The organism is Streptomyces sp. NPDC042102 (assembly GCF_055582305.1).
This window is the reverse complement of the sequence record NZ_JBVJDL010000001.1, coordinates 166249-184757: the sequence shown is the minus strand read 5'-3', so window position 1 is coordinate 184757 and position 18509 is coordinate 166249. Positions and strand designations below refer to the sequence as shown.

General features: G+C 70.7%; 17 protein-coding genes. 6 read left to right on the top strand and 11 right to left on the bottom strand.

The features are described 5' to 3' along the window. Positions 1–6: 6 nt before the first annotated feature. From ACZ6KO_RS00750 to rpmG, 10 genes are all read right to left on the bottom strand, one after another. A complete protein-coding gene (locus ACZ6KO_RS00750) occupies positions 7–4116 on the bottom strand; it encodes a TIGR02680 family protein (RefSeq protein WP_469298283.1) in 4110 nt (1369 codons plus the stop codon). Beyond that, a complete protein-coding gene (locus tag ACZ6KO_RS00745) occupies positions 4113–5360 on the bottom strand; it encodes a TIGR02678 family protein (RefSeq protein WP_469298281.1) in 1248 nt (415 codons plus the stop codon). The genes ACZ6KO_RS00750 and ACZ6KO_RS00745 overlap by 4 nt, the downstream gene beginning before the upstream one ends. Next, positions 5360–6928, bottom strand: coding sequence for a TIGR02677 family protein (locus tag ACZ6KO_RS00740; RefSeq protein WP_469301428.1), 1569 nt, complete (start codon positions 6926–6928; stop codon positions 5360–5362). The genes ACZ6KO_RS00745 and ACZ6KO_RS00740 overlap by 1 nt, the downstream gene beginning before the upstream one ends. Positions 6929–7160: 232 nt before the next feature. Next, complete coding sequence (locus ACZ6KO_RS00735; RefSeq protein WP_469298279.1) at positions 7161–7997, bottom strand: hypothetical protein; 837 nt, start codon at positions 7995–7997, stop codon at positions 7161–7163. A 253-nt stretch (positions 7998–8250) separates the two neighbouring features. Then, a complete protein-coding gene (locus ACZ6KO_RS00730; protein ID WP_469298278.1) occupies positions 8251–8454 on the bottom strand; it encodes a DUF397 domain-containing protein in 204 nt (67 codons plus the stop codon). Continuing rightward, positions 8430–9278: a helix-turn-helix domain-containing protein gene (locus ACZ6KO_RS00725; protein ID WP_469298276.1), complete on the bottom strand. Its 849-nt coding sequence runs from the start codon at positions 9276–9278 to the stop codon at positions 8430–8432. The genes ACZ6KO_RS00730 and ACZ6KO_RS00725 overlap by 25 nt, the downstream gene beginning before the upstream one ends. A 47-nt stretch (positions 9279–9325) precedes the next feature. Next, on the bottom strand, positions 9326–9562 hold the full coding sequence (rpsR, locus tag ACZ6KO_RS00720) for a 30S ribosomal protein S18 (RefSeq protein ID WP_469298274.1): 237 nt from the start codon (positions 9560–9562) through the stop codon (positions 9326–9328). A gap of 71 nt (positions 9563–9633) precedes the next feature. Further along, positions 9634–10785, bottom strand: coding sequence for a CobW family GTP-binding protein (locus ACZ6KO_RS00715; protein ID WP_469298271.1), 1152 nt, complete (start codon positions 10783–10785; stop codon positions 9634–9636). After that, positions 10785–11030, bottom strand: coding sequence for a type B 50S ribosomal protein L31 (locus tag ACZ6KO_RS00710; RefSeq protein WP_150206900.1), 246 nt, complete (start codon positions 11028–11030; stop codon positions 10785–10787). Before ACZ6KO_RS00710 ends, ACZ6KO_RS00715 begins: the two co-directional genes overlap by 1 nt. A gap of 45 nt (positions 11031–11075) precedes the next feature. After that, positions 11076–11240: a 50S ribosomal protein L33 gene (gene rpmG, locus ACZ6KO_RS00705; protein WP_469298267.1), complete on the bottom strand. Its 165-nt coding sequence runs from the start codon at positions 11238–11240 to the stop codon at positions 11076–11078. A gap of 67 nt (positions 11241–11307) precedes the next feature. Between rpmG and rpmB the strand changes: the two genes are divergently transcribed. The 4 genes from rpmB (at position 11308) to ACZ6KO_RS00685 (ending at position 13388) form a co-directional block, all read left to right on the top strand. Next, entirely contained in the window at positions 11308–11544 is a 237-nt protein-coding gene (rpmB, locus tag ACZ6KO_RS00700) for a 50S ribosomal protein L28 (protein ID WP_469298265.1), read from the top strand. Then, positions 11544–11849, top strand: coding sequence for a 30S ribosomal protein S14 (gene rpsN / locus ACZ6KO_RS00695; RefSeq protein WP_469298263.1), 306 nt, complete (start codon positions 11544–11546; stop codon positions 11847–11849). The genes rpmB and rpsN overlap by 1 nt, the downstream gene beginning before the upstream one ends. 182 nt (positions 11850–12031) lie before the next feature. Continuing rightward, positions 12032–12202: a 50S ribosomal protein L32 gene (gene rpmF, locus ACZ6KO_RS00690; RefSeq protein WP_469298260.1), complete on the top strand. Its 171-nt coding sequence runs from the start codon at positions 12032–12034 to the stop codon at positions 12200–12202. Positions 12203–12206: 4 nt separating this feature from the next. Continuing rightward, the gene (locus tag ACZ6KO_RS00685; protein WP_469298258.1) at positions 12207–13388 is read left to right on the top strand and encodes a GTP-binding protein; all 1182 of its coding nucleotides are present in this window, start codon (positions 12207–12209) and stop codon (positions 13386–13388) included. 805 nt (positions 13389–14193) lie between these two features. Here ACZ6KO_RS00685 and ACZ6KO_RS00680 read toward each other — a convergent pair. Further along, positions 14194–14466: a hypothetical protein gene (locus tag ACZ6KO_RS00680; protein WP_469298256.1), complete on the bottom strand. Its 273-nt coding sequence runs from the start codon at positions 14464–14466 to the stop codon at positions 14194–14196. 352 nt (positions 14467–14818) lie between these two features. On the opposite strand from ACZ6KO_RS00680, the gene ACZ6KO_RS00675 reads away from it, so the two are divergent. Together ACZ6KO_RS00675 and ACZ6KO_RS00670 are read left to right on the top strand one after the other, a co-directional pair. Beyond that, positions 14819–15805, top strand: coding sequence for an AAA family ATPase (locus ACZ6KO_RS00675; protein WP_469298254.1), 987 nt, complete (start codon positions 14819–14821; stop codon positions 15803–15805). Continuing rightward, positions 15798–18446 (top strand): S8 family peptidase, encoded by a 2649-nt coding sequence (locus tag ACZ6KO_RS00670; protein WP_469298251.1) that lies wholly within the window; start codon positions 15798–15800, stop codon positions 18444–18446. The genes ACZ6KO_RS00675 and ACZ6KO_RS00670 overlap by 8 nt, the downstream gene beginning before the upstream one ends. The last annotated feature ends 63 nt before the right edge of the window (positions 18447–18509 follow it).

The following is an 18509-nucleotide window of genomic DNA, read 5'->3' as shown; positions in this document are numbered from 1 at the left end:
GACCGCTCACGCCCACAGGGGCTCCGGGTCCGCCGGACGCACCGGATCCTCACGGCGTGTGCGGGCCGTACCGTCCCACTCCCATCGGGTGACCAGGACGGCGGCCACCTCGTCGACGCGGGCGAGCTGGGCGATGGCGATGCCCGGCACCTGCGGATAGCAGGCCCACTCCCGCTCGCTGGTCATGACCACGTCCAGGTCGAAGGCGTGCAGGAGCCCCAGGCACTTGGCGCGCGAGTCGTCGTCCACACCCGCGAACGCCTCGTCCAGGGTCACCAGGCGTGGCGCGTACGGACTGCCCGCGCTCGCATAGTGTGAGGAGGCGGCGGCGAACAGGGGAACGGACACGGCCAGGACGCGTTCGCCTCCGGACGCGGGTCCCGTGGCGGGTACCCAGCGGCCGTGCTGCTGGCGTTCGACGGCGAACTCGTGCCAGGAGCGGTAATCGAGGGCGGCCGTGAGGTGCTCCAGCCAGCTGCCCGCCACGTCCTCGGTCTGCTGGCGGGCGATCTGCGCCTGCAGGAACTCACCGACCGCAGCGCGGTCCTCGGCCGTCCAGGCGTCAGCGGTCTGGAGCAGGCGGCCACGAGCCTGGGCGAGGCCGACGGGGGCCTTGTGGGAAGGCCGCCACACCAGACGCAGCCTCATACCGGTGGAAGTGGGCCGGTCCTCCAGCTCGGCGTTCATGGCGAGCACCTGCCGCTCGGCGGCTGCGATCAGTTCCTGGAGGGTGCCGGCCACCTCGGTGATGAGGTGGGTTTCGAGGATCTCGCGCTCGTGTGCGGAGAGGATGCGGGTGAGTTCGCCGACCTCGACGGCCAGCGCCTCCGCGAGTTCGGGTACGGCTCGCTCACGGCCCTGGTAGACGATGTCGACGATCATCCCGTCCTCGACCACGCGGGCCGAGGCGGTGTTGCCGTGCCGCGACAGTGCGTCCTGGAGGGTCTTGAACTCCTCGCTCAGTCGCCGTTGTACACGTTCCCATGCGCCGTCCGAGTCGTCCGTCGTCGACAGCTCCGATTCGAGGGCACGGGCCAGGGCGATGGCCGGGGTGGGCGCCCACGGGCCGTCGTCCGCGGCCGGTACGGCGAGATCGGGCAGTGCGACGGCGATCAGTCCGGTGGCGGTGAAGCGCTGGAGCGCGGCGATGGCCTCGGAGCGCGCTGCGGCGGCGTCGGTGACGGCCTTCTCCAACTGGGCGATCGCACCCTCCGCCCGGCTGGCCCGTCGGTCCGCCTCCGTGCGCTGGTCCTGGGCGCGCCGCCGGTCGGCCGCGCAGCCGCGCAGGGCTTCCGCGGTCTCCTCGAGCAGCCGCTGCAGCTCTGCCACGGCGGCGCCGACGGTCGAGCGCAGCGTGGCCAGCCTCTCGTCCGCGGCCGCGACCTCGCGGGCGGCCTCCTCCGCCCGCGCCGCGAGTTCGGCGGTCCGCTCCCCTGCCCGGACCGCCTCTTCGCGTTCGTCGTCCGCCTGCCGGGACGCCTCGCTCCGCTCACGGAGTGCGGGCCAGAGTCCGGCCAGGACGACGTCGAGTTCGGCGAGGGCCTGTCGTACGGCGGCCAGCGCCGGCCGCTCCGGGGGCAGGCCCAGATCGGCTGCGGTCTCGCGCAGCTCGGCGGTGGCCGACTCGGCCCGCTCGGCGGCGGCCGCCACCTCGGTGGCCCGCTCGTCGCGCCGGTTCCGGGCGCGGCGCACGGTGTCGGCGGCGGCCGCGGTGTCGGCGTGCGCCCGGATCAGGGGGGCGTCGTCAGGGACGGCGGCCAGCTCGGTGTCGAGCGTACGCCGACGCGTCGCCAGAGCCCGGGCCTGCGCGTGGGCTTCTGCGGACTCCTGCCCCAGGAGCGTGAGTTCCGCCCGCAGGGCTGTGATCCGGGCCCGCCTCGCGGCTTCCCGGGCGCCCTCTCCGATGTACTCGGCGGCGGGTTTGGCCCAGCGGCCGGTGAGGACACCGACGCGGTGGCGTCCGTCCGGCGCGACCCACGTCCCGGCCGCGTCTGCGGAGGTGGCGCCGAGGCCGATCGCCTCCAGCAGCCGGGTCACCGCCGCCACGCCGACCTGTGCGGCACGCGCGTCGCCGTGGTCGACGGCCGGGCGCAGTACGTCGGCCAGAGACTCCGCCGCCACCGGTCCGGTGTTCGGGGCGAGGAGCACGTCATGACCGTCCGCGGCGAGGACCGCTCCGTCGGGGCGCACCCACGCGTCCAGCAGTCCGGCCCCCTCCAGGGCCGCCTCCAGCCCGGCACGGTCGTGGTCCGTGACCTCTTCCCGGAAGTCGACCAGCCTCCAGAGTGGTGCACCGGGCGCCTGGTCCCGCAGGCCCGGGGTCCGGGTGTACGGGGCCTGCGGCCCGCGCCGGCCGCCGGACTCCAGCCCGGCGAGTTCCTGTTCGGCATCGCGGGTCCGGGCGGCCAGGCCTGCCCTGTGGTGCGCTGCTTGCGCCGCCCGGTCGGCGAGTACCGCTGCGGTGGCGCTGTGTGCTTCCGCGGCGCGGAGGCGTGCCGGGTAGGGGCCGTCCTGGTGGCGGGTCCACTCCTGGAGCTCGTCCAGGAGTCCGGGCGCGTCGGCGTACGCCAGTTCCCCGCACCGGCCCGCGTGCTCGCGTACGGCGTCGACCAGAGCCCGTCCGGCGGCCCGCTCCGTGCCCTCGGCGGCGTCCAGCGCCTCGGCGGCGTGCGCCAGCTCGGTCTCCGTCTCGTCGAGCCGCAGTACGGCCGTCCGGCGCCCGGCCGCCGCCCCTTCGGCCTGGTCGGCGAGCGCCTCCACATGCGTCAGCGTGCGACGTCTGCGGTCGGTCGCTTCGGTTACTGCGGCCCGCAGGTCGGCGGCCGCCCGCCCTTCGTCTCCCGGGAGGCTCATCCGGGCTGCCGCCGCCGCTTCCCGGGCCCGGAGCAGCGTGTCCCCGGACAGCTCCTGGGCGGACCTGAGCCGGTTCTCCGCGGCACCGAGGCGGCCGAGCGCCTTGGTGTGCTGCAGGGACGCCTTCTCCCGGTCGTCGTGCGCGCGGTTGAAGTCGTGCTCCGCTCGCTCCAACGCCTGTGCCGTCCGCTCCAGTTCGCGGGCGCTGCGCATCTCCGGGCCCTCGCGCAGGGCGGCGTCGGCCGCCTCCAGCCGCGCCCGGGTCTCGGTCAGTGCGGCGACGCGCTCCTCCGCGGCCGTCCGCTCCTCCTCCGCCGCGGTCTTCTCGGCCTGCGCCTCGGCGAGATCGCGCAGCAGCTGCTCGTACTTCGAGTGCTCACTGCGCGGGAGGCGGGCGCGACGGCGGGAGGCGGCGCGGGCGTAGCGCTGGTAGTGGTCCAGGAACGTGGAGGCGGCCTTCTCGGCGGCCCCGGCTGCCCGCAGCTCCTCCTTCTCCTCGTCCAGGGAGCGGAAGGCCTCGGCCACGTCCGCGATGACGGCCTGGTCCATCGGCGGAAGGGCCTCGGTGAGGGCGCGGGAGAGGGCGGCCTCGTTGGGACGCTTGGACAGCTGGGGCTGGCGCAGCTGGATGAGCAGGTCCACGAGGGCTGCGTAGCGCTGCTCCCCGAGGCCGAACAACGCCTCGTCGACGGCCCGGCGGTATGCCTTGGCCTGGTCGTAGACCATTCCGTGTCCGTCGACGGCTTCGATGAGCCGGTCCCGTGACAGGACGGTGCCGGTGGGGTCGAGCAGGCTCAGTGACCCGTCCGCGCGCAGGTCGGCAGGACCATGGTCGATCCGCTGCCCGGTCACCGCCCACCAGTGCCGGGCGATGCCGCGTCCGCTCACCGCCTTGAGCCCGCACAGGAGCGTACGGAACTGCTCCTCGCCGCTCACCGCGTCGCAGCGGCCGAACTCCACCCAGGTGTAGCCGAGGCGTTCGGAGTGCGGGTGCTCACCGCCGAGCAGGAGGTTCCACTCCATCCGCTTGCCGGCGTCGCCGTCCGGTTCGACCCGGCGGGCGCTGAGATCCCCGTCGAGGAGGAAGGGCAGGGTCAGGGCCAGCACCTTGGACTTGCCGGTGCCGTTGTTCCCCCGGAGCAGCAGCCGGCCGTCGCGGAAGTGGAACTCCTCCACGTCGTAGTGGAAGAGGTCGACGAGACCGATCCGCAGGGGCTGCCAGCGGGGGCGCGCCGGGGCGGGGAGTACGGGACGGGGGGTCAAGGCAGGTACGCCTTTCGCTGCGCCGGCACCTGCGCGGTGCCGGTTGTACGGGGTTCGAGTACGACGGTCTCGCCGACCGCGTAGCGCGCGAGCGCCGGGCGTGGCATGACGCCGTCGGCGGTGCGGGCGACCAGGCCCAGAGCAGCCAGCCGGGCGACGGCCTGCTCGGCCAGGTCACCCTCGGCCCCGGGCTCCCGGGCCGATTTGGACCAGAATCCGCCGTGCTCGGAGGCCAGTTCGACAACACGGCGCTCGAGGTCGGCCATGGGGACCACCACGCCTGCGACCGCCGTGAGGTACTCGGCGAGCAGCAGGGTGACGTGCCCGCGGGTGCCCGATTCCGGCATGCGGACGTCGGTGAGGTCGTCCTCGGGGTCGACCATGGCGATGCCTTCGGCGCGCACTTCGGCGACCAGCCCGGTCAGTTCGTTGATGCGGGCGGTGAGGAAGCCGCGCTGGCGTGTGAGGTAGCCGAGTTCGGCGTCGGTCAGCTCGTCGTAGTAGAGGACGGGGTCGTCGAGCAGTCGCCGGGTCAGCGAGCGGCGCATGGCACGGAAGCGCAGTTCGTCGCTGTCGAGGGCGGTTTCCGCGGCGAGCTCCGCGAGCCGGGCCTCCGGCGTTTCGGCCCGGACGGTGGAGGGTCCCCGGCGGGTGGCGAGCAGACCTGCGAGTACCCGCCGTTCGACGTCGTACAGGACGTCGCCTGCTCCGCTGACGTACGCGTCCTCGTCGCCGGCGACGCGCCGCAGGACTCCGAGATGGAGCAGGAGCCGTACGACGGCGGCCAGGTCGATCCGCTCGTCACGGCGGTCCAGGGTGAACTGGATGCCGGCCGCGGCCAGCCGGGGGTCCTTGGCGTCCAGCACGATCTGGTCGGCGAGGCGGCCCAGCGCGATCTGCGCCTCGCCGCGCTCGAGGGCGGCCAGGGCGAGGCAGAGCAGGACGTAGCGACGGCGGCTGAAGGGGACGGCGCTGCGGGTGACCTCGCGCGCCGGGTGTGTGGCGTTGTCCAGCACACCGGGGATCTTGCCCAGCCGGGCGCTCTCGGCGTCGACCTGGAGGGACCATCCGGTGTTGCGGTCGAACCACTCGCGCAGCTCGGAGGCGTGTCGCCGGACGAGCCGGAACTCGTCGGCGTACGCGCCGTGGGCGAGCAGCAGCGGTTGCTTCAGCAGGGCACGGGCGGCTTTGCGCCGCTCGGCGGCGTGCTGCCCGTCGAGTACTTCGGTGAGCGGTGTCGCCATCACGCCCCGCCCCTTCCTGTTCCTGGTGTCTCGGTGAGGTCGACGATCTCGATGGTGTGGTCGGGGCCGCGGAAGATCCCGTCCGGGGTGCGGACCTCGGCCGTGGATCCGTCGGTCGGTGCGGTCAGCCGGATCTCCATGGAGCCGTCGCCGCTGGTGGCGGCGGTGTGCGTCATACCGGGCCGCCAGGTGGCCAGCGCGTCGCCGAGGAGCTGGAGGAAGAGCCGGAAGCTGAGGGGATCGAGTTCGCCGAGTCCGGACAGCCTGGTGATGCCGTGGGTGACGAGCCGGGCCCTGGCGGCGGCCGTCTCGGCGGCCTGCTTGGCGGCCGTCTCGGCGAGCAGTCGGCGCGCTTCCTGCCGGTCCTCGACCCTGCGGGGTTTTCCGCGCCGCTCGTAGCTTCCCGTGCGGCGCAGCTGCGGGCTGATCCGCAGCGGCGCGGCATCGGCCCACGCCGTTGCGGCGGGCTCCGGACGGGCGTGGCGGGCGGCCAGTGTCTCTGCGTCCACGGTGAGGTGCCGGGCCGGGTACAGGCCGAAGGCGGTGCGCCACAGCCGGTGCCGGGCGTCGTCGTCGGGCGCTTCGGCGAACCACCGCGCGAGGGTACGGAAGTCGGCGGAGCGGTCCGAACGCCCGGCCCGCCGCTCGTTCAGCGACCGTACGACGGCCAGCAGCTGCGGGATCGCGCCCAGTGCCCGGCCGCGCAGCAGCCGGGCCTGCGACTCCCGTCCGTCCCGGGTGAGGAACCAGGCCGCCAGCCCAGCCCACCGGCCGGCCCACCGCTCGTACGCGGCCGTCTCCGCGTACACCGCCTCCTGCGGGGTGGCGTCCGCCGCCTCACGGGCGGCCGCGGCCCGCAACAGCCGCTCGATGCTCCCGGCCGCCTCCAGCTCCAGGATCAGCCGGGCGATGCGGCCGCCGAGGGTGATCAGGTCCTGGATGAACCGCTCCAGATACTGGATGAGCTGGTCCTTGTAGGCGAGGAAGGCCTCCTCCCCCACGTCGTGGAGGTCGATGGTCCGCTGGAGGGAGCCCATGAAGGCCCGCGCGTTGTCGGCGAGCGCGCCGAACCGACTCGCGAGCCCGTCCAGCGCCAGATGCGTCTTGGCCGGATCAGGTTCCTCCTCGGCCGCCAGCACGAGCAGGGCCCGCAGCTGCGTGACGATGTCGTGCAGCGCGACAGCCTGGAGCGCGCCCCGCCGCCCGAGCGCCTCGTCGTACGCGGACAGGGCCTCCTCCGCCGCCTCTCCCTCCCGCGTGAGCTGGTAGATGAACCGCTTGCGGTAGAAGTCCTCGACGGCGGTGACCCGCCCGGTGTCCGGATCGGCCCGCAGGTTCCCCCATCCCACCAGGCTGTCGAGCGCCTTGACCACGGCGTCGGGCTCCGCCGGCCGGGCCTCGGGGGCCAGCCCCGCGTACACGTCCTCGGGCCGCAGATGCACGGCGAACCGCTCCTTGGCGACGAGGAAGGACCGCATCACCGCCCGGTAGAGCAGCACGTTCGGGGCGGTGAGATGCGCGAAGGGGCCGTACCTGCCGGGCGCTCCCTCCGGGTGCGGAGAAGTCATGTCCATTGCCCGACATCCTCCTGGAGCCCTGTCCATGATCGGCAGGAACTTTGGTACTTGGCCGATTCACATCGGTCCCGATCGTGTCCGGCCCGCGGGCGACATCACCAGAGGCGCTGGAGGACGCCCGTGCGCTGGAGCTCCGCCACGTGTTCCGCGGCGCGCGCCGGCTCGGAGCCCGGGGCCCCTGACCAGGGCAAAGTCCACATCCGACAGAAGCGGGCGCACTGGCTCACGCGGCGGACCGGTCCGGCGCGGGGCCACAGTCCCCGCACCGGGCGTCGGGTACGTGGCTGCGGAAGGCACGTTCGCAGCCGTCGCACGTGATGAGGGGTGCGGGCCGGGGGCGTTGCGGCTCGGGCGCGGATACCGGGAGGGGTGGCGGCAGGAGGGTGGTGAGCCGGTGCTCCAGGAAGCGGGGCGGGTGGTGGATGGGAACCGGTGCGGGCGGCAGGTTGGCGGTGAGGGTGCGCGTGATCTGCTCGGGGGTCGCGTGCCGAGCGAGCCACTCCTCGACGGCGGGCGACAGCCGCTGGACGTCGCGCACGGAGAGGATGAGGCGGGCGTCGACGGTCCGCAGCCGGGCCAGGAGGTCCGCCGCCGGGCCTGCGGCCGGTGGCGGAGCGGGCTCGGGTTCGGGTTCGGGTACCGGCGCGGCCGGTTCCTGCGGGGCTGGCGCAGCGGACGGTACTGCTGCGCAACCTGGTTTGTCGTAGGCGAGGGTGCGGGTCGCGAAACGGCCGCCACCGAGCGGAATCCTCCGGCGTTCCAGGTACCCGGCTTCCTCAAGCTCGTTGAGGGCCCGGCGAATGGTGATCTCGCCCTCACGGAAGCGCAGTGTCAGAGCCTTGGCCGTGACACTGACCCCGTCCGGAACGGACTGGATGTAGACGGCGAGCCCGATCGCGACGGCGGAGAGTTGCGCATGCTGGGCCAGGTGGTTGCCGACGACCGTGAACCGGTCGGTGTGGCGGTGGCGGAAGTGGATCACCCCGGCGCCGGGGGCGTCGGTGGGGATCGGATTCGCGGGGCGCGCGGGCGCGACCGCGTTAGACTGCGGATCAGCCATCGGGAAGCTCATATCTTCCGGATCGGTCAGGCCCTCGCCAGGACTGCAATCCTGTCGGGGGCCGTCTGCGTGTATGGGGTTGTTGCGGCCGACCGTACCCCACCGGTCAGGGTGCGTGTCGCCCCCTTCACCCGATCGTGTGGCGAGGGGAGTTGGGCCACCGGGTTTGGTTGGGTGGGGTTCTCTCCCGTTCCTTTAACGGGCGGCGCGCCGCACCGGGGCCCAGGAATCCGCGCCCCGGCGGCGGACCGCTCTACGCCTCTCGGACGTGCTGCACGAAGGCGCTCCAGGCGGCGTTCCCGACGAGGATCACGGGACCGGCGGGCGTCTTGCTGTCCCGGACGGGCACGGCGCCGGGCCAGTAGTCGGCGACCTCCACGCAGTCACCGCCGTTGTCACTGCTGTAGGTGCTCTTGCGCCACCTGACGTTGCTCAGTTCGGTTCGCGTGGTGCGCATGCTTGGTACTCCTCCATGAAGCCTTGAATGACGGCCAGTGACTTGTCCGGCGACAGAGCACTCGCCTGCAAGAGATCGTAGGCAAGGGCATATCGAGCTACCTCGTCCGAGCTCTTCAGAAGTTCGCCGGAATGTGAACCCTCCACGTACACCACATCCGGCCCGCGCTTGAAGCTCAGGATCGACAGCGACCCCATGTGCATCGGGTGACCACCTGCCGAGAAGGGCAGCACCTGCACGATCACATGCGGCGACTGGGCTGAGGCGATCAGGTGGCCCAACTGCTCAGCCATCACCAGCGGCCCTCCGATCGGCCGCCGCAAGACAGATTCATCGAGAATGCACCAGAGCAGGAGCGGCTTGCTGCTACGAAGGATCGACTGCCGTTCCAGTCTGCCGCGCACCCACTCTTCGATCTGTGCATCCGGCTCTCGGGGGCTACCAATGCGCATCTGCGCCCGGGCATACGCCTCCGTCTGCAACAAGCCGGGCACCACCTGCGACAGGTACTTGAGCATCTTGACGGCCTTGGGCTCAAGGTCCATGAACCGGCGCACGTATTGCGGGTGCGGCATTGGCTTGACGTGACTCCACAGGTCGATCAAGTCGCCATCGGCATCGAGCAGTACGTCCAACTTGCTGTTGACGTCCTCGGGAGGGATCTCGTGACCCAGCTCGAACTGGGCGATCCGACTGTGCGCGATCGGGATCATGTCGCCCAACTGCCGCTGCGTGAGCCCGGCGCGGATGCGGAGCTTGCGCAGCTTCGCGCCGTAGAGCGCGGCGAGGGAGGCGCTCGGGTCGAGTTCCTTGGGTGCGGGCACTGGCGACTCCCGTTTTCGTTCCGATGCTCGCTGCGCCCGGGGTGTCGTCAGCGGCCGGCGTACGGCAGCAGGGCCATCTCGCGCGCGTTCTTGATGGCGGTGGCGAGGGCTCGCTGCTGCTGGGCCGTGACCCGGGTGACGCGTCGGCTGCGGATCTTTCCGCGGTCGGAGATGAACTTCCGGAGCAGGTCGGTGTCCTTGTAGTCGATGTAGGTGATCTCGGCCGTGTCGAGCGGGTTGGGCCGGGACTTGACGGGCTTGCGGATGTCGTGGCGTCGGGCCATGTCGGTATCTCCTTGCAGGAAGCTTTGGTCACGGTCGTGCCGGGCCGTGACCGGGTCGTATGTGGTGGGTGTCAGGCCGCGTCGAGCAGAGAGTCGAAGGCGGCGGGCAGGTGTTTCCACGCCTCACGCCCCGACGCGTACTCCGCGTCCGTCAGGAGGCAGGAATCGAGGAGTCGTTCCAGCCCGTCCCGGTCGAGGCCGGGCGAGGTGAAGACCAGGTGCTGGCAGCAGTCGCCGTGCTCGGGGTGCCAGTCGAGTGCGGCTGCCGCGCGGCGCATGGGCGGCACCATGTCCCAGGCCGCGTCCGGCAGCGACGCCAGCCACGGCCCGGCGCTCTCCACGCACAGCGCCCCGCCGGCCGCGTCCCAGGCGAGTAGCGTGTCCGGGCGGTCGGCGAGCCAGAACCGGCCGCGGCTGCGGGCGGCGGCACAGCACAGGTCCTCCAGCGCCTGGTAGAGGCGTTCCGGATGGAACGGCCTGCGACGGTGCCACACGAGCGTGGCGACGCCGGCCTCGTCGGCGTCGTGGGGCAGAAGCGCGCACGCGGGGTGCTGGGCGGCCGCGGCGGCCTCGACGTCGAAGCCGGCGAACGCGGCCCGGGCGAGTTCGACGGAACCGGCCGGTACCCGCCGGGCGGTGGGATGCAGCTGGGCGAGGAGCGCGCGGTCCTCGTCGTCGGCCTCGTCGCTGTCGACGAGGGCGAGGACCGGCGCGTACTCCAGCTGGCGGGCCCAGGTGTCCCCGACGGTCCGCTGGTCGGTGGGGGTCGCCGCGAGGCCTGCCTCAGCCAGGTCGTCGCCGTTGCCGAGACAGGGCAGGACGAGTGCGGGGTCCACGGCGGTGATCACGTTCGTCAGGACGAGCCGGTCCCCGCCGTGCCCGGCGATGACCTCGGCCATGGCCTTCGGTTCGACCGAGTCCCACAGCTCGACCACGGCAAGCCGGGTCAGGCCGCTGTCCGCCATCCGCTCCAGCTCCGGCACCAGGTCCTCGCGCAGTGCGCAGCACGCGCAGTCGTTGACCAGCGGTGCATCACCGGTGGAGAGGGTGCCGGAGGCATCGCGGATCACGCGGAGCACGGTGCCATCGGACGCCCCGGTCAGATCGTGGTGCAGTGCCACGCTTCCTTGTACGGACTGGAGAAGGCGTTCGACGACCTCCTGGCGTGCCTCGGTGTGCATCCCGGCGACGATCACGACGGGAAGCTGGTGCTCGCGGTCCATCACCGGGTTCCATAGCGGCGCTGGAACTTCTCGACGCGGCCGGCGGTGTCGAGGACGCGGGCGGTGCCCGTGTAGAAGGGGTGGCTCGCGGAGGAGATCTCCACGTCGACCACGGGGTAGGTGTTGCCGTCCTCCCAGTCGACGGTCTTGTCGCTGGTCATCGTGGACCGGGTCAGGAAAGCGGTGCCGGAGGCGGTGTCGCGGAAGACGACGGGCCCGTAGGCGGGGTGGATGCCGGGCTTCACGGCAGGAACCTTTCGACTGTGGGACAGGGGCGGTGTTGCCGGGGGTCAGCGCTCTTCGCGGAAGTCGACGTGGCGGCCGACGACCGGGTCGTACTTGCGCAGCACCAGCCGGTCGGGGTCGTTGCGACGGTTCTTGCGGGTGACGTAGGCGAACCCGGTGCCCGCGGTGGAGCGGAGCTTGATGACCGGGCGGATCTCGTTGCGTGCCATGGCGCTACTATATGGCAATGGTTTCCATTACCAACAAGGCGATCCCCTTGAAGAAGGAGCAGGACCCATGTCCGCCCACTGCCAACTGACCGGCACCAAGCCCGGTTTCGGCAACAACATTTCCCACTCGCACCGGCGCACCTCGCGCCGTTTCGACCCGAACATCCAGCGCAAGCGCTACTGGCTGCCCAGCGAGGGGCGCCACGTCCGCCTGACGCTGAGCGCCAAGGCGATCAAGACGGTGGACGTGATCGGCGTCGAGGCCGCCGTGGCGCGCATCCGCGCCCGGGGAGGCAAGGTCTGATGGCGAAGAAGAGCAAGATCGCGCAGAACGAGAAGCGCAAGGTGATCGTCGAGCGGTACGCCGCCCGGCGCGCCGAGCTCAAGGAGGTCATCGGCCGCCCGTCCGCCACCGCGGCCGAACGCGAAGCCGCCCAGGCGGAGCTGCGCCGGCAACCGCGCGACGCCAGCGCCACCCGCGTCCGCAACCGCGACAGCGTGGACGGCCGCCCCCGCGGCTACCTGCGCAAGTTCGGGCTCTCCCGCGTGCGAGCCCGACAGCAGGCACACGCCGGCTTCCTGCCGGGAGTGACCAAGTCCTCCTGGTAGTCGACACCCACACCCGTACGCGTGCGGCACCTCGACACGAGGACAAGGAGCCCGGAGAGTGCCGCACGCGTACACGTCGAGCACCGCCCCGTCGCCAGCGGAACCGACCCAAAAGCACGCTTGGTAATGGGATTCGTTTTCATATAGCCTTTCCGTGCACCCCGAGACCGAGGAGTCCCACCATGGCCGTCCCCAAGCGGAAGATGTCCCGCAGCAACACCCGCCACCGCCGCGCCCAGTGGAAGGCGACGACGCCCCAGCTCGTGCCGATCACCGTCGACGGCTCCGCCTACCAGGTGCCGCAGCGCCTCGTGAAGGCGTACGAGCGCGGCCTCATCCACCCCGAAGGCTGATCTCGTGACCCCGTTCGACCACCTGCCGGTGACCGTTCTGTCCGGATTCCTCGGCGCGGGAAAGACCACCCTGCTCAACCACGTGCTCAGCAACCGCGAGGGCCTGCGGGTCGCTGTGATCGTCAACGACATGAGCGAGGTCAACATCGACGCCGCGCTCGTGCGCGGTGGCGAAGCGGCGCTCTCGCGCACCGAGGAGCGGCTGGTCGAGATGACCAACGGGTGCATCTGCTGCACCCTGCGCGACGACCTGCTGGAGGAAGTCGACCGGCTCGCCCGCGAAGGCCGCTTCGACTACCTGCTCATCGAGTCCAGCGGCATCTCCGAGCCCATGCCGGTCGCCGCCACCTTCTCCTTCCCCCGGGACGACGGTGCCACTCTCGGAGACCTGGCCCGACTCGACACGATGGTCACCGTCGTCGACGCCGCGAACTTCCTGCGGGAACTCGCCGGCGGGGACGAACTCGCAGCTCGCGGCCTCGATCAGTACGAGGACGACGAGCGGACGGTCAGCGATCTCCTCATGGACCAGGTCGAGTTCGCGGACGTCATCGTCCTCAACAAGCTCGACCTGGTCGGGCCGGGCGACGCCGCACGGCTGCGCGCCACCCTCTCCCGCCTCAATCCCGAGGCCCGGGTCGTACCCGCCGTACGCGGCCACGTAGCGCTCGAACACGTCCTGGGCACCGGACTGTTCGACGTGGAGCGCGCCCAGCAGGCCCCCGGCTGGGTCAAGGAGCTCAACGGGGACCACGTCCCCGAAACCGAGGAGTACGGCATCTCCTCACTCGTGTTCCGCGCCGACGCGGCCTTCCATCCCGGCAGGCTGTGGACGTTCGTCACCAAGGGCCTCGACAGCGGCACCTTCGGGCGGATCCTGCGCTCCAAGGGGTTCTTCTGGCTCGCCAGCCGCCCCCGGGTGACCGGCCTGTGGTCCCAGGCCGGTGCGGTGGCCCGGTTCGAGCCTTCGGGGGCCCGTGGCACGGACACCGCCCAGGGCCAGGAGCTGGTCTTCATCGGCATCGGGCTGCGCACCGAGGCGCTCCGGGCGGCGCTCGAAGCCTGCCTGCTCAGCCCCGACGAGCCGGTCCCGGCCGAGGACGCGTTCCCGGCGTGGGAGACGTACGGCATCGACGACGCCTGCGAACACGAGCCCGCCGCCGCACCTGTGACGGCGACAGCCTGAGAAGGCCACCCTCCCGAACGCATCCGGGAGAGGCCACGACGCACCTCATGCGCGCTGACAAAACCGCGGGTCAGAAGCCCTTTTCCACCGGCTCCAGGATCGCCACGCACTCCACGTGGTGGGTCATCGCAAACATGTAGAGCCAAAACAGGTCAAGGAAAACCGCAGGTCAGCAGCACGCAGATCACAAAACGGACTCAAGATCAATGTGCATTACGTGCGCTATGGGCGCTACGGGCGACCTCTGACGCACACCAGAGAGCGCGGACGGATCTCCTCAGACAGAGACTCGGACAGAGGCGCCCAGCACCCCCGAGCACTTTCAGGCCGACGCCTTCATGATCTGCGACATCGGCAACGCCGCCGTCGGCACGGGAGCCGCGACCGCCTCCTTGCAGGGCTTGGCGAACATCGTCGTCACCGTCGAGAGGCTCATAGGGCGAGATCCACTCCGGCATGTTTGGAGGCCCCGCCCTGGACGCCCTCACCGCCCTCATCTCTATGCCTTGTCCACCTCGTGGGCCCCCAAGACCGACGCCACGCGCATCGACGGCCTCGACCGCGAAGGCGGGGACGGGGTCGGCTTTGACGAGCAGCAGTCCGCACCCACGCTGGCGTTCTTGACGGCGCCGGCTCACCGGTACCGGCACATGGCTGACCAGCTGTCGGCCCGGCCCGCCGTCAATCGTCCCCGGCATCGACTGCCCGCCCGTCGTCGGCTCCTCCGCCTCCGTCCCTCCCGCCCGCGCCTGCGGCTCGCTGCGCGTCCAGCCCGGCACCGACGCCAACGACGCCGTCGCAGCTCTCACCCCCCCTGCGCGCCGCCGTCCCCTGCGGCGCGCGTCACCGTCAAGACCGAGAGCAGCGGCTCCGCCATCCGCGCGGCATCGCTGGCCCCGCCTACACCACCCTCGACCAGGCCACCACCGAGGTCTACGGCAAGCCCATGACCTACCTCGGACAGGGCGGTTCCATCCCCCTGCGCAACGGCCTCGCTGAATAGATCCCCCACGTCGAAGAACCCCAGTGCCTCACCCACGCTCCCAACGAAAGCGTCGATCCAGCCGACATCGATCACATGACACACGTAGAGGCCCTCTTCCTCCCCCGCTCCGGGGCCACCAGTCCTGGACACGGACCCAGCTCTTCCGCCCCGGTGCCGTGTCCGCTTGACGCGGCAGGCTCATCGAACGCCAGGGCCTGTAGTGAGACCGGCTGTGGAAGGTTTTCTTGGCGACCGTGTCCGGCGGCAGCGGGATACGGTCGCCGTCGGTGTGGAGTCGCTGCGGCTCACGCCGGCCATGCCCACTCTGGCGGCGGCCGGTCCAATAGGGCCGTACGATGCAGGCGCGGGTGCCTTCTTGGCTCCCGGGTATCGAATCACCGAACGCTCTCGTACGAGGAAGCCAGCATCAGAAGGGTGACAGGCGATGGCAGCGAACGCCGAGCACCTGAAAGCCCTGGTGCGCGCGCATGCCGAAGCCGATGACGATCTCTTCTACAGCGTGGCCCTGCAGGTGGCGGCGAAGTCCGCCCGCCAAGGGCAGGGAAAGTTCGCTGTGGACCTGCGGGAGCTGGTCGAGGCCGCACGACAGAAACAGGGGCAGGCCGACAAACGGCGTGCCGCGACGCCGGTGGTGCAGCCCCGCGGCGAGCTCTCCAGCCTGCTGACGGCCGGGTACCCCGACACACAGCTGGACGACATGACTCTGGATGCCGGGCTGCTCGCGTCTCTGGACCGGGTCCTGCACGAGCAACGCCAGCGTGCCAGGCTGGAGCGTTTCGGCTTCACTCCAGTACACCGGATCCTGCTGTCGGGGCCCCCCGGCACGGGCAAGAGTATGACGGCTTCAGCACTGGCCGGCGAGCTGAAGCTGCCATTGTTCACCATCCGCCTGGACGGTCTGATCAGCCGGTTCATGGGCGAGACGGCGGCAAAGCTGCGGCTGGTCTTCGACGCGGTGGCCCAGACACGGGCGGTCTATCTGTTCGACGAGTTCGATGCGCTCGGGGCTGAGCGGGCGGCGGGCAATGACGTCGGCGAGGCCCGAAGGATCCTGAACTCGTTCCTGCTTTTCCTCGACGAGGCGCCCTCCGAGAGCCTCGTGGTGGCTGGCACCAATCACCACCAACTTCTGGACCGGGCGCTGTTCCGCCGTTTCGACATGGTCGTCACCTACGGCCCTCCCACTCCCGAGCAGGCGGTTCAGGTGATGCGCCGACGCCTAGCCGGAATGGATACGAGCACACTACGGTGGGGTGCTGTGACAGACAGTGCATCCGGTTTGAGCCATGCCGAGCTGGTCAAAGCCGCGGAAGCCGCGGCCAAGCGGGCCATCCTCGCCGACCAGGACGTGGTGGACGAGCAGCTGCTGCTGGAAGCACTGAGCGAACGGCACGCCTCACACCATGCCTGAGCCCTCTTTCGCCGCACGTTCCACGCCACACCTGGTGGTGCCCTGGCAGGCCGCCACCCTGACACCGCGTTCCGAGCCCTCCGGTGGAGGCGGTTCGAAGCTTGTCCGTCGTGAGGACCGCAACAGGCACGCAGCCGCGCTAATCGACGGTCTGGAAACGGCCGAGCGGGAATCGACCCGGCTCGCCCAGGAGGCACCCGACGGGTTCCGTCCCGACGGTTTCGCGGTGCGGATCGAGGCAGCGCGTGACCATCCGCTGCAGCTGGAGCGTCTGGACGGCTCCGGTCTGACCCTGATGAGCAGCCATCCGCAGACCGACGACCGTCAGCAAGACGCGCTGGTGTGGATCCCGTTCGACAAGGTCACCTCGTTCACGCAGCGGATCGCCGCCTTCACCCAGGACACCGACGACGGCAATCCTCAGCAGGCCGCGCTCGTGGCCAACATGGAGCAGATCCAGCGAGCGCTACTGGAACACCTCTGGCAGGAGCGGCACGAGCTGCCGCCGCTGGACGACGAGCGGTGGTGGGAACTGTGGTTCGACCCGCGGATCTCACCGACGGACCCGGTCGCCACTCTGCGTGCCCTGGCCGAGGCGCGGCAGTGGCGGATGAGCGACCGGGCGATCCATGTGGGCGAACGCCTCGTAGCACACGTCTCGGCGACCGGCAACGACCTCGCGGTCCTGCTGGGCACGAACGCCTGCCCTGTCGAGATCCGCACACCGACGTTCGCCGAGGGCCTCTACGCCGTCGACCGCTCCTTCCGGGTGAACCTCGTCAAGGACCTCGCCCAGCGCGTCAAACCGGCCGCCCCGCACGCACCCACGGTGTGCGTCCTGGATACGGGGATAGCGCAGGAGCATCCGCTGCTAAAGCCGGCACTGCACGAGCGCGCCTACAGTGTGCTGCCCGGCAGGGTCCCGGCCGATCGGAACGGACACGGCACACAGATGGCCGGACTCGCTCTGTTCGGCGATCTCACCTCCGCCCTGGAAGCACAGGGCCCCGTGGTTCTCGGCCACGGGCTTGAGTCCGTGAAGATCCTCGACGACGGTCTTGCGCCGGTCGAGTCCCCGCGGACCTTGGCCGAGACGACCGCGAACGCGGTGGCGACCGCTGAGATCGGCAACGGTGGTCCCACACCGTCCGCCCGGGTCTTCTCCATGGCCGTCACCCGGTGGTCCCGGGACGGCGAGAACGGTGTCGACGGCACAGCGACCCTGTGGTCGGCCACCCTGGACGCTTTGGCAGCCGGAACAAGTGTGGCTGTACGCGAGGACCGTATCGACCTCATCGGCGCACCGGACCCGCAGGCGTCGCGGCTGATCATCGTCAGCGCCGGCAACGTCCGCGGGCACCTCCCCCACCAGATGCGTGACGACAACGGCCAGCTCGACCCCTTGCTGCTATGCGACCTATCCCGGATCGAGGAACCCGCCCAGGCACACAATGTGCTGACCGTCGGCGCTTGCACCCATCTGGACACCGTCCCCGCCACCCCCCTGTTCCAAGGTTACCGGCCCTTGGCCGCTCCGGGAGGCCTGTCCCCGTTCAGCCGGACTTCGGTGGCCCTAACCAACGCGGCCATCACCAAGCCCGACATCGTCCTGGAGGGCGGCAACCTGCTCGTTGCCCCGGACGACAGCTTCCTGGACCCGCACGAGCTGTTGAGCGTGCCGACCACCCACCACGACGCCGCGCACCAGCTGGCTTGGGCCAACGCCACGAGCGCCGCGACCGCCCAGGCAGCAGCCCTTGCCGCCACCGCGATGACCACCTACCCCGGACTGCGGGCGGAGACGGTCCGAGCCCTGCTCGTCCACGAGGCCCAGTGGACTCCGGCCATGGTCGAGCCTGGCCTGTTCAAGAAGACCGGCGCCCCCAAACTCAACAAGGGCGAGCTCATGCGACAGGTGATCCGCCGGTACGGCTGGGGAGTCCCCACCGCCGAACGCATCCGAAGCAGCGCTTCCAACGCCGTCACAATGATCATCCAGAACACCCTGGTCCCGCTGAAGCAGGGCAAGAACGGACAGGTCCGGCTGGCCGAACTGAAACTGCACGAACTGCCCTGGCCGCTGGAGCAGCTGCGCGACCTGGCCGAGACCACAGTCGACCTGCGCGTGACGCTCGCCTACATGATCGAACCCAACCCCGGTCGGCGCGGCATGGTCGGTCGCTACAGCTACGCCTCGCACGGTCTGCGCTTCGCCATCAAGGGCCCCACCGAATCCGCCGACGCCTTCCAAAGCCGCCTGGCCGAACAGGCCGAACAAGAAACCGACGGAACCGGCAACCCCAAAGCGTTCGAGTCCGACAGCCGCTGGCTGGTCGGCCCCCGATCCCGCAACCTCGGCTCCCTGCACGCGGACATCTGGCGCGGTTCCGCCGCCGAACTCGCCGACTGCGGCATGCTCGCGGTCTACCCCGTCGGCGGCTGGTGGAAGGCGAACAAGCGCAAGGACCGAATCGGCCTGCCCGTCAGCTACGCCCTCCTGGTTTCGCTGCAGACCCCGGAGGTCTCCACCGACCTGTACACGCCCGTCGCCACGCAGCTCGGCGTACCGGTGGAGATCGCACCGGCTGGTCAGAACGAGGTCGCCAGCGGTATCGCTGTCCAGATGGAGCTTGGCTGGTGACCTTGCCCTGGCATTTCCACCCAGAACACTTGCGCACTACTTACAATGCTTCCGGTCGTGACG